Genomic DNA, 11,878 nt, shown 5'->3' on the forward strand with positions numbered 1-11,878 from the left:
GCGCCTGTCAGCTATGCAGCGCACGCAGCCGCGTCGTGTTCAACAGGCCCTGTTCCTCGAGGACAGGATAGGCCATGGACGCCAGCAGCGAATTGATCTGCTTCAGGTCGCGGATCGTATCCAGATGGATGGAGCTGGTTTCCAGGCTCCGGACGGTGCCGCTGCGCAGCCGTGAAAAGTGCCGCTGGCTGCTTTGCTTCTCCAGATCCCTCAGATGATCCTTTTCCAGCACCAGCTGGTGGGCCGTTTCGCGGTCCCTTGAGACGAGAACGTTGAACGCCATGCGGGCATTGACCAGCACCTTGGCGTGGAAATTGCTCAATTCGAGCCAGCCTTCCTCGGTGAATTCCAGCTTCCGGTCCAATTTCTTCTGCACCAGCGCCAGCATGTTCCTGACAATGATGTCGCCGACCTGTTCGAGCTTCACGCAGGCGCCGAGCAGTTCCTGGGCGCGCGCGACTTCGAACTCGCTCAGGTCCTTCGTCGTCAACTTGGCAAGATAGAGTTTTATCGCGGCATGCTTGCGATCGACCTTGTCGTCAAGCGCCGAAAGCTCGTCGATGCGGCTCTGTTCGGGCTGCTCGTAGAGCCCGATGATATCGCGCAGCATGATCTCTATCGTTTCGCAGACGCGCACGGTTTCGCGGGTGGCATTGGCAAGCGCCAGGCTCGGCGTGCCGAGGACGCTCTCGTCGAGCGCACTGAGTTCGGCATGGTCGAGCGGCGCGGCTGGCTGCGCCGGCGTGTTGAGCGCGACGACCGCCTTCGTTATCCGCAGCACGAGGCTCGAGAGCGGCACGCCGGCCAGGAGAATGATGATATTGAACAGGATATGCCCGTTGATGATCTGATCGGCCGCGGCGGAGCCCAGGAAGCCGATGGATGGCTGGAACGAGAGGAAGAGGATCAGGATGATGATCGATCCGGCCCCGCGCATGAGGAGGTTGCCCATCGGCACGATGCGGGCCTTCGGTGCGGCGGCGCGGGTCAGCAGCGGCGCGATGAAGGAGGAGCCGAGATTGACGCCGAAGATCATGACGATGCCGAGTTCCGGCGAGATCAGGCCGCGGCTGGCAAAGGTCACGAGCAGCAGCACCGCCGCTATGCTCGAATGGAAAAGCCAGGTCATGATGGCGGCAAGGAGGAAGGCCGTCACGGGATCGGTATCGAGATAGCCGACGATCTGCGGCAGGAGTTCGCTGTTGCGCAACGGTTCCGTCGCCTGGCCGGTCATTTCGAGCGAAAGGATCAGCAATCCGACCCCGACCAGTATCCTGCCGATCTGCCGCCAATTGCTGCGTTCGGTGGACATGAATATGGCCGTTCCGGCAACGAGGCAGAGCGGCACCAGCAGCGTGAGGTCGAAGCTGAGTATCTTGACGACAAGAGCCGAGCCGACTTCCGCGCCGCGCACGGCCATCAGTCCGGCGACGCCGCTGACGACGCCCGAACCGACGAAGGAACCGGCGAGCAGGCTGACCGCTGTCGAACTCTGCAACGCGATCGAGAGCATCAGCCCCCACAGCACAGCCAGGACCGGATTATGCAGCACGCCGCGCAGGCTCTGACGCATCCTTTCGCCATAGGCGCGCTCCACGCCGGTCCGCACCATGCGCGTCGCCCAAAGAAGAAGGGCAACCGCACCGGCCAGATGCAACAATACCGCAGAACCGCTCACTTTCGTCCGTTTCAACCTCTCGTGAATATCGCCGCCGTCAAATTGAACACGTGTTCACTTTCACGATAGCATATGCACAGGAAATGCGAGAATAATATGTTCCGGCTAAGAAAAATTCTGTCGTTTTTGATAAACCGTACCTGCAGTTACGCAAGCTGGCGCGCAGCAACTGTCTTTGCCGGCTTTAGCTGCGGACGCGCCGGATCCGTCCCGTTCGGGCCAGCATATGAACAGGGGACGAGTGAATTGACAGGCTTTCCCCCAAACTCCATTTGATGCAATATGTTCCCGGTTGAGCGCAGCCGGCCCCCGCGCTGCGACAACACCAATGAAATCAAGAATGCCAGGCCCATGCGATTTCCACCGTCCTTTCTCGATGAGATCAGGGAGCGCGTACCGATCTCCAGTCTGATCGGCACGCGGGTATCGTTCGATCGCAAGAAGACCAACGCCCAGAAGGGCGATTTCTGGGCCTGTTGCCCGTTTCATGGCGAAAAATCCCCCAGCTTCCACTGCGAGGACAGGAAGGGCCGCTATCACTGCTTCGGCTGCGGCGTGACCGGCGATCATTTCCGCTTCCTGACGGAGCTCGAAGGCCTCAGCTTTCCCGAGGCCGTCCAGCGGGTGGCGGACATGGCGGGGGTTCCGATGCCGGCGCGCGATGCCGAGGCGGAGCTGCGCGAAGCAAAGCGCTCGACGCTTTACGATGTCATGGAAATGGCGGCGAAGTTCTTCCAGGATCAGCTGCAGGCCGCGGGCGGAGCCAAGGCGCGGGCCTATCTGCGCGATCGGGGGTTGAGCGCCTCGACGCAGCAGGCGTTCCGCATCGGCTATGCCCCGGAGAGCCGCAATGCGCTGAAGGAGCATCTGGCGGGCAAGGGCGCGACGAAGGAGCAGATCGAAGCCTGCGGACTGGTGGTTCACGGCGATGACAAACCGGTTTCGTTCGACCGGTTCCGGGATCGGATCATGTTTCCGATCGAAGATCTGCGTGGCCGCATCATAGCCTTTGGCGGACGTGCCCTCGCGCCCAATGCCATCGCCAAATATCTGAATTCCAACGAGACCGAGCTCTTCCACAAGGGCAGGATCCTCTTCAATGCGCTGCGGGCACGAAAAGCCGCACAGCCGCAGGCCGGCCAATCCGCGAAGGCGATCATTGCCGTCGAAGGCTATATGGACGTCATAGCGCTGGCGCAGGCCGGGTTCGCGCAGGCCGTGGCGCCGCTCGGTACCGCGCTGACCGAAGACCAGCTTGATCTCCTATGGCGCATGTCGCCGGAGCCGGTGCTGTGTTTCGACGGCGACAAGGCTGGGATCAAGGCGGCGCATCGGGCGATCGATCTCGCTCTGCCGCTCCTGAAGCCGGGGTTTTCCCTGCGCTTTGCGGTCTTGCCGGAGGGGCAGGACCCGGACGATCTGGTGAAGCTGTCCGGCCCACAGGCATTCCAGGCGGTGCTCGATGAATCGCGGCCGCTGGCGGACATGCTCTGGTCGCGAGAGACCGCAAGCGGCGTCTTCGATACGCCGGAGCGCCGCGCGGAGCTGGAATCGAGGCTGAAGCAGATGATCGCCACCATCCGCGACGAGGATGTGCGGCGGCATTATGGGCAGGATGTCCGCGACCGGGTGAACCAGTTCTTCGCGCCGCGCACCCAGGACAGGGGACCGGCAGGGCGCGGCGGCCCGCAGGGATATGGCGCGCGCAACCGCGGCCAGGCGAATGGCGGCCGTCTTGCCGTATCCGACAGCCTGGCGCGTTCCGTGCTGGTACGTGCGAGTTCGACGATGCCGCCGCTGCGCGAAACGGCGATCCTGATGACATTGTTCAATCATCCGCGGTTGATAGAGGATGATTTCGAGACGATCGTCCGGCTTGAATTCACCCATCCCGACCTGAGGCGTTTCCACAATGCGCTGCTCGACGCGATGGCGGAGCATCACGTGGCGACAGGCGCCGAAATGCGGCGGATCATGACCGAGGGCAATCTCGGCGCGCTGATAGAGGCGCTGGAGGCGCTGGTGCGGCGCGCACGGATATGGACGGCCACGGCGCAAGCCGCCGAGGAGGACGCTCTCGAGGCGCTCAGGCAGGCCGTACACTTGCATCAACGCGCCAGCACACTACATAAGGAACTGAAAGTAGCCGAGAGCGCCCTGGCGAATGAAGCTACTGACGAAAACCTCAGCCGTTTGCTCGATATCCAGAATGACATCCGCAACGCCCAGGCGACTGAAGCACTGATCGATGGCTTCGGAATACCTTCGGGACGCTCGGCAAAGGGCTTTTGACCGAATTGATTCGCTTTTTTGACCCGAATCAGTTGAGTCGGGGTTGACGTGGGTGAATAATGACGGAATCAGATTGCGCGGAATTGTAGATATTGCATTGAGGTTCGTGGATTTGGTGAAAAACGGGGCAAATCCACAGAATGCAAGGCATGTGCGCCAGCGCTGTGACAGGGTTAATCCGCGGTTAACAGGATTTCGGCTAGTCGATCAATTACTACCTTGATGATGCAGGGGAACCGGTGCGCTGTCGCACTCGTTGTTTCGATGCATGAACAAAGCGACGATCGCTTGGAGATATAGAATATGGCAACGAAGGCAAAGGAAAATGAAGAAGTAGAAGTCGAGCGCGAAGGTGCGCCGGACGGTCCGCTTCTCGACCTTTCCGATGACGCTGTCAAGAAGATGATCAAGCTCGCGAAGAAGCGCGGCTACGTTACGATGGACGAGCTGAATGCCGTCTTGCCATCCGAAGAGGTCACTTCCGAACAGATCGAAGATACGATGGCGATGCTCAGCGACATGGGCATCAATGTCGTGGAAGATGACGAGCAGGACGCCGACGCGGAGGATACCGATAGCGCCGACGACGAAAACGATGCTCGTGAACTCGCCGACGCCACCGGCACCGCAGTGGCTCCGACGACGACGAAGAAGGAACCGACCGATCGTACGGACGATCCGGTCCGCATGTATCTGCGCGAGATGGGAACTGTCGAGCTCCTGTCGCGCGAGGGCGAAATTGCGATCGCCAAGCGCATAGAGGCAGGACGCGAGACGATGATCTCGGGCCTCTGCGAAAGCCCGCTGACCTTCCAGGCGATCATCATCTGGCGCGAGGATCTGAACGATTCGAAGATTCTCCTGCGCGAAATCATCGATCTCGAAACCACCTATGCCGGTCCCGAGGCCAAGCAGGCGCCCGTCATCGAGCGGGTCGAAGAAGAAAAGCCCGCTGCCAATGACCGGTCGCGGCGGTCGCGCGACGATGACGACATTACCAATGTCGGCGGCGAGACGCCGGTGGAGGAAGAAGACGACGAGGATGATGAGGCCAATCTTTCGCTTGCGGCCATGGAAGCAGAGCTTCGCCCGCAGGTCATGGAGACGCTCGACGTCATCGCCGACACCTATAAGAAGCTGCGTAAACTGCAGGACCAGCAGGTGGAAAACCGCCTCGCTGCTTCCGGTTCTCTGTCGCCAAGCCAGGAGCGCCGCTACAAGGAACTGAAGGATCAGCTGATCAAGGCGGTCAAGTCGCTTTCGCTCAATCAGAACCGCATCGAGGCTCTGGTCGCGCAGCTCTATGACATCAACAAGCGCCTGGTGCAGAACGAAGGGCGCCTGTTGCGCCTTGCCGAATCCTATGGCGTGCGCCGCGAGGATTTCCTCAAGGAATACCAGGGCAATGAGCTCGACCCGAACTGGCTGAAGGCCGTTTCCAATCTTTCTACCCGAGGCTGGAAAGAGTTCACGAAGAACGAGAAGGAAACGATCAAGGGCCTGCGGACCGAAATCCAGAACATGGCGCAGGAAACCGCCATTTCGATCTCGGAATTCCGTCGCATCGTCAATCAGGTGCAGAAGGGCGAGCGCGAAGCGGCCCTGGCGAAGAAGGAAATGGTGGAGGCCAATCTGCGCCTCGTCATCTCCATCGCCAAGAAATATACCAATCGCGGCCTGCAATTCCTCGATCTGATCCAGGAAGGCAATATCGGCCTGATGAAGGCGGTCGACAAGTTCGAGTATCGCCGTGGCTACAAGTTCTCGACCTATGCGACCTGGTGGATACGCCAGGCCATCACCCGGTCGATTGCCGATCAGGCGCGCACGATCCGTATTCCGGTTCACATGATCGAAACGATCAACAAGATCGTTCGCACGTCGCGCCAGATGCTGCACGAGATCGGCCGCGAGCCGACGCCGGAGGAACTGGCGGAAAAGCTCGCCATGCCGCTCGAAAAGGTGCGCAAGGTGCTCAAGATCGCCAAGGAGCCGATCTCGCTCGAAACCCCGGTGGGCGACGAGGAAGATTCGCATCTCGGCGATTTTATCGAGGACAAGAATGCGCTTCTGCCGATCGATGCGGCGATCCAGGCCAATCTTCGCGATACGACGACCCGCGTCCTTGCCTCGCTGACGCCGCGCGAAGAGCGCGTCCTGCGCATGCGCTTCGGCATCGGCATGAACACCGACCATACGCTGGAAGAAGTCGGGCAGCAGTTCTCGGTCACGCGCGAGCGTATCCGCCAGATCGAAGCCAAGGCCCTGCGCAAGCTCAAGCATCCAAGCCGGTCGCGCAAGCTTCGCTCGTTCCTCGACAGTTAGGCCTCGCAGTAGCGATCTTCATGAAAAAGGATGGGCAGTGCCCATCCTTTTTTGTCTGGTGCCGTGTCGATGGCGGACATGTATTCTGATGTTCAGAGCGACGGCTCGCCGGATTTCTTTCCCTTGTCCTTGACCATGAGCTTGTCGATATAGGCGAGGAAGAGGGCGGAGAAGACGAACGCCAGGTGGATGATGGTGAACCACGTCAACTGGCCCGTATTGTACTGGACGAGGTTCAGGAACACCTGCAGCAGATGGATCGAGGAGATGGCGACGATTGTCGATGCCACCTTGATCTTGAGCGAACCGGCGTCGATCGTGCCGAGCCAATGGACCTGATCCGCCTCGTCGAACTGGCTGACGAAGTTTTCATAGCCCGAGATGATCACCATCACCACAAGGCTGGCGACAAGCGCGGCGTCGATCAGGCTCAGCATCTTGAGGATCGTGTCGGTCTCGTTCATCACCATGATCTTCGTGACGAAATCGACGAGCTTCCCGGCAAAGGAAAAAGCATAGATCGCAAGCGCTATGGCAAGGCCGAGGTAAAACACGACGAGCAGCCAACGCGACGCGAGGATGATGGATTCGATCAGGATTTCAATGCGTTTCATGAATAATGGTCCGCTGGAACTTGGATTTGGGATGTTCCACACACATAACGCGGCTGGGCGGGAACTCAAGCGCGAACCGAAAAAACCCGGGCCGAAGCCCGGGTTTTCATCGCGATAACTCTAATTATTGCTCGCCATCGGCGCCACCAGCGGCGTGATACGGCGGATTGCAACACGCCGGTTCTGCTGTTCGGGCTCCTGCGTGCTGATCTTCAGGTACTGCTCGCCATAGCCCTGCGTCGTCATGTTCTCCGGCGGGATGTCGAAGACATTGGTCAGCGCCTGGGCCACGGCTTCGGCACGCTTGTCCGAAAGCACGAGATTGGCCTGGTCCGATCCCACCGCATCCGTATGACCTTCGATCAGGAAGGTCTCGGCCGGGTTTTTCTCGAGTGTCTGGGCAATTGCCTTGGCGACGCTTTCGAGCCGCCCGATCTGGTCTTCGCTGATCTCGGCGGAGCCGAACTGGAAGGTGATCGTGTCGAGATCGACGCGGCGCACCTTGTCCCTGATCCGTGCCGACCGGCGCACTTCATCGATGGAATAAAGCCGCTCGACCCGCTCCACCGGAGGCTGGGCGAAGAAGTCGTAGACTTCCTCCTCGGGCACGTCCTCGGCGTCGAGGATATATTCGCGCACCGGTATGGCCAGGCGCAGCGGCGGCAGGTCGTCACCGGGATCGCGCCAGTCCATTCGCTCGGCACGATCATATTCGGGCGCATAGCTCAGCACGACTTCGCGTCCGTCCGGCATCAGGCGCGAGCGCTGGATGACGTCGCCATAGCGATTGCGGATCGTGATGATCTCGACGCCATTGTCGCGAACGATCGTTTCGCGGGTGCGATCACGCGGCAGATCCTCGTAATAGACGTCGCGGGCCTTGCGCGTCATCCTCGGCCGGTCGGAGCTCTCGACGAAGACATTATTGTTGACCTCGACGATGGTGCGATTGTCGAACTGCTTGACGACCTGCGCATCGTCCGGGCGCTCCCAGCGGCGGGGCTCCTTGGTGCGCTTGCCCTCCTGGCTGCGGATGGACTCGATCTTGACCGGCGAAAGTTCCTGCTGCACCTCGGCATCGGATTTCGGCGGTGCTGCGGGCGCAGCTGCCGCCGGCTGTTCGGGCCGGGCCTCCTGCTGGGCAGCCGGTGCAGTGGCGGGTGCGCCGGCATCTGGCGTCGCGCCGGCATTGCCGGTCCCGGGCGTTGCGCCTGCATCGGGCCGAGCGGCCTTCTTCTCGCTGTCGAGGACAGGCGCGGCATTCTCGGGAAGCGGCGAGGCCTCCTTGCCCGGCTCTTGTCCCGTTGCACCCGGGGCGGGTTGCGCTGGCTGCGCAGCTTGGTCGGGTTGCGCAGGCTGGGCCGGTTGCGCTTCATTGGTGGGAGCGGCGGGCTGTTCGCCGGTTGGCGCCGGGGCGGTGCCCGTCGCGTCGGCGGGCTTTTCCTGTGCGGCCTTGTCCGCGGCTCGCTTTGCTTGCTCGGCGGCCTTGTCGGCATCCTTCTCGGCTGCCTTCTGGCCCCGATCCGCCTTCTTGCGCGCGTCTTCCTCGGCCGCCTTCTGCTGTTCGGCGGCTTTGTCGGTCTCGGTCTGTGCCTCGCGCTTGGCCTTTTCGGCCTCCTTGGCGGTCTGATCCTTGAGTTCTTCCGTCTGTTTCAGTTCTTCGGCGGCCTTCTGCTTGGCCTCGGCCTCGTTGGCCTTCTGCTGCTCGGCGGCCTTGTCGGCTTCCGCCTGGGCTTCGCGCTTGGCCCTTTCCGCCGCCTTGTTCGTCTCCTGCTGCTTGGCCTGCGCGTCTTCCGCCTCCTGGGCGGCCTTCTGCTTGGCTTCGCGCTCTACGGCCTTTTGCTGTTGCGCCGCTTTCTCCGCGTCTGCCTCGGCGGCGCGCCTGGCCTTCTCGGCCTGGCGATTTCCCTCAGCCTCGGCCTCCTGCGCGGCCTGGTCGGCCTGCTTTCTGGCGCTTTCCTCGGCCTGCCTCTGCTTCTTTTCAGCGGCGGCGGATTCCTCGGCGGCACGCTGCTGCGCTTCCTCGGCGCGCTGCTGCGTCTCGTCGGGCTGGTCAGCCTGCTGCCGCGATTTGCGCTTTCTTTCCTGCCCGCCACCATCTGCTTCAGGCGCGGCTTCTTCGGCGGGAGGCGCTGCCTCCTCCGCCTGAGCCATCAAGACCGGTGCCGGATCATTGCTGTTCGAAGAAATATATGGGCGGTTCAATGCAGGTTGGTCTGCCATTGCCGTGGGCGACGAAAAGAGGATCGCCGTCGAAGCAAAGAAAAGAGCTGTCCGTTTCATGTCCATCCCTGTCTCGCATTCTCGTAGTGGAATACGTCAAATGTTTTGATCGCAAGCCTGTTCCCAATTTATGGCAACCGATTGGCGATTACTGATCTGCGATGCGCCGTGGAATTGGCGCGGACCGTTGGAAAGGATGGCAAAGGGCGTCTGTACTCATTGTGAAGGCGCCGTTCATCCTGCATTCATGCGGCTGGCCGCTGGACTGGCCCCAGGAGGCCTGGCGGTCCGGACGGACTGGACTGGCCGGGCGTCCCGGTGTATTTCAGCGCATGCTGCAAGAACCCTTCTGGAAGAGAAAAACGCTCGACGAGCTGAACCGCTCGGAGTGGGAGAGCCTGTGCGATGGCTGCGGCCGCTGCTGCCTGCACAAGCTTGAAGACGAGGACACGCAGGAAATCTACTTCACCACCGTAGCCTGTACCCTGCTCGACGCCGGCACCTGCCAGTGTTCCGATTATCCGGACCGGAAGAAGAAGGTGCCCGACTGCGTGTTTCTCACGCCTGAAATCGTGCGCAGCGTCGATTGGCTGCCGGAAACCTGCGGCTACCGCCTCGTCGACGAGGGAAGGGACCTCTATTGGTGGCATCCTTTGGTCTCGGGGTCTTCCGAGACGGTGCACGAGGCGCAGATCTCCGTGCGCGGCAAGGTTACGGCTCATGATCATGATCTGCATTCCGACGAGGAATATTTCGATCACATGATGCAGGCGCCGGAAGAATGATGCGGCGCTGAGCGGAAAAACGCCCGCTGGACGAAAAATGCCCGCGCTGAATGAAAAATGCCCGCGCTGAATGAAAAATGAATGCGCCGTTTGGCAATCGTTCACCGGTGTCATGGAACAAAGAGCGGCATCCGGCCTTCTTCATCACTGCGGTGATGATCTGCCGGCAACGAACAGGAGAACGCTCAATGACCCAGATTTCATTCAAGGCAATGGTGGTAGCAACGGCGATCGGCATGGGTTCGCTCTTGGCAGGCGGCGCTTCCGCAGCGCCTTTGGCCGCCGCGCCGGCAGTCGCCGAAGCGGGACACGCTTCGCAGATACTCAATGTCGATCATCGTCGTGGCCACTTCCGGCCCGGTTTCGGACGGGCATGCACGGCTTCCCATGCCGCGACCAAGGCCCGACGCATGGGCCTGCGCAACCCTCGCGTGGTCGTGCGCCGCAATGTGATGCGGGTGACGGGCTGGATGCGCGGCCACAGGACCGCGATCGTTTTCGCGCGCTCGCCGGGTTGCCCGGTTATCCGCTAGAACAAAAAAAGGGCGCCCCGGGCGCCCTTTTTTCATCTGGCTTGACCTCAGTTCTTCAATTCGAACGTGACGTTGACCGTGACGTTGTAGCTGTTCTCGCCCGTCGCGACCGGCACCGAATCCGCCGATGCGCTGAATGCCTTGGCCTGGGCCATCGGCATGGGGCGCGGTTGGAACGATTGCTCGCTGATTTCGGTGACCTTGCCGAGTTCCACGCCGGCGGCTGCCGACAGCGTCTTGGCCTTGGCGATGGCGTTGGCCACGGCCTTCTTGCGCGCCTCTTCCAGAATCGCTTCCGGCTTGTCGTTGGTAAAGGACAGGTTTCCGCCCTGATTGACGCCCAGCGTTACCGACTGGTCCAGTATATTGCCGATCTTGGTCAGGTCGCGCACGCGGACAGTCAGCGAGTTGGAGACCGCATAGCCGACGATCTTCGGCGCCTCGGGCTGCTGGCCCTTGTCCTTGTTTTCCGGATAGACGTAGCGCGGCTCGATGTTGAAGCCGGATGTCTGCAGGTCGCGCTCGGCGATACCTGCCTTCTTCATCCCGTCCAGGACCTTGCCCATGGCCTCATTATTGGCGGTCAGCGCCTCGCGCGCCGTCGGCTTTTCTTCCATGACGACGAGGGAAACGATCGCGGTGTCAGGCGCCACGGAGGCCTGGCCTTCACCCGTCACGACGATGCGGGGGCGCGGCGTCTCGTCGGCGGAGGCTGCAAGCGGCGCGGCCATGATCGCCGTGGTTGCTACGGCCAGAGTCAATAGTTTCGATGTCATGGATAACTCCCGATGCTGTGGAAATGCTCACCTCGCAGTTCATTATGGGTGGATTAGGGCAGAAAGGTAAAATTTCCATGTCGCCGCCCTGCATCGAATCCCGCCGTTTCGCGTTTCAATTTCAAGAGCTGCGAAGGAGGCCGACGATGAACCAGAATACGCGGAAGAATAGTCCGGAACGTGTCGAAGTGGCGGATAAACCCTCCAGAACCCCCATCGAAACCCAGGATTGGGACGAGATCGGCGCCGGAGAGGTGCAGGCCGAGGAAGTCCAGGCGGACGACGAACTGGCCATTACCGGCGGTCGCCAGGTGCCGTCGGCGGATGCGGACGGCATCTCCGAGGATGATGACGACAATGCCTATCAGGAAAGCGATGCCGCCCTTCCTGATGACGAGGAAGAGGCAGAGATCACGGCCGATCCGGAACGTGAAGGCCACCGCTTCAACGATTAGGCCATCGCCAATACAGGTTCGGGGCCCCGAGGGTGGGCAAAAGGGCGCGTCTCGGGATGCGCCCTTTGCTTGTATGGCCGGCGCTTTCGCGTTCAAGCTGTGATGATGCACATAGGTGTTGACTAAGATACAAATGTTCAATATTCGATTAGCATCGGAAATGCGGCAATGGACGCATTCGGCATGGGCGGCGGCTC

At 61.0% G+C, this 11,878-nt stretch carries 9 protein-coding genes; 5 read left to right on the forward strand and 4 right to left on the reverse strand.

Annotated elements, in window-relative coordinates:
• Positions 1-7: 7 nt before the first annotated feature.
• A complete protein-coding gene (locus OSJ75_RS00545) occupies positions 8-1,678 on the reverse strand; it encodes a Na/Pi cotransporter family protein (RefSeq protein ID WP_267226126.1) in 1,671 nt (556 codons plus the stop codon).
• Between the two features lie 351 nt (positions 1,679-2,029).
• Here OSJ75_RS00545 and dnaG point away from each other — a divergent pair, with 351 nt between their 5' ends.
• The gene (dnaG, locus tag OSJ75_RS00550; protein WP_267226128.1) at positions 2,030-3,970 is read left to right on the forward strand and encodes a DNA primase; all 1,941 of its coding nucleotides are present in this window, start codon (positions 2,030-2,032) and stop codon (positions 3,968-3,970) included.
• Between the two features lie 303 nt (positions 3,971-4,273).
• Positions 4,274-6,295: an RNA polymerase sigma factor RpoD gene (rpoD, locus tag OSJ75_RS00555; protein ID WP_250019682.1), complete on the forward strand. Its 2,022-nt coding sequence runs from the start codon at positions 4,274-4,276 to the stop codon at positions 6,293-6,295.
• Positions 6,296-6,387: 92 nt separating this feature from the next.
• Here the strand turns inward: rpoD and OSJ75_RS00560 are convergent, their stop codons facing one another.
• Both OSJ75_RS00560 and OSJ75_RS00565 read right to left on the reverse strand, forming a co-directional pair.
• On the reverse strand, positions 6,388-6,909 hold the full coding sequence (locus tag OSJ75_RS00560) for a TIGR00645 family protein (protein WP_267226131.1): 522 nt from the start codon (positions 6,907-6,909) through the stop codon (positions 6,388-6,390).
• A 120-nt stretch (positions 6,910-7,029) separates the two neighbouring features.
• Positions 7,030-9,192, reverse strand: a complete 2,163-nt coding sequence (locus OSJ75_RS00565; RefSeq protein WP_267226133.1) for an OmpA family protein — start codon at positions 9,190-9,192, stop codon at positions 7,030-7,032.
• Positions 9,193-9,464: 272 nt separating this feature from the next.
• Here OSJ75_RS00565 and OSJ75_RS00570 point away from each other — a divergent pair, with 272 nt between their 5' ends.
• Positions 9,465-9,917, forward strand: a complete 453-nt coding sequence (locus OSJ75_RS00570; protein ID WP_250019685.1) for a YcgN family cysteine cluster protein — start codon at positions 9,465-9,467, stop codon at positions 9,915-9,917.
• A 188-nt stretch (positions 9,918-10,105) separates the two neighbouring features.
• On the forward strand, positions 10,106-10,450 hold the full coding sequence (locus OSJ75_RS00575) for an antifreeze protein (protein WP_250019686.1): 345 nt from the start codon (positions 10,106-10,108) through the stop codon (positions 10,448-10,450).
• 47 nt (positions 10,451-10,497) lie between these two features.
• Here OSJ75_RS00575 and OSJ75_RS00580 read toward each other — a convergent pair whose 3' ends face one another.
• A complete protein-coding gene (locus OSJ75_RS00580) occupies positions 10,498-11,226 on the reverse strand; it encodes an SIMPL domain-containing protein (RefSeq protein ID WP_323748368.1) in 729 nt (242 codons plus the stop codon).
• 146 nt (positions 11,227-11,372) lie between these two features.
• On the opposite strand from OSJ75_RS00580, the gene OSJ75_RS00585 reads away from it, so the two are divergent.
• Positions 11,373-11,681: a hypothetical protein gene (locus OSJ75_RS00585; RefSeq protein ID WP_267226136.1), complete on the forward strand. Its 309-nt coding sequence runs from the start codon at positions 11,373-11,375 to the stop codon at positions 11,679-11,681.
• Positions 11,682-11,878 lie beyond the last annotated feature (197 nt).

This window comes from Phyllobacterium sp. 0TCS1.6A (genome assembly GCF_026420825.1).
In the GTDB taxonomy this organism is placed as follows: Bacteria; Pseudomonadota; Alphaproteobacteria; order Rhizobiales; family Rhizobiaceae; genus Phyllobacterium.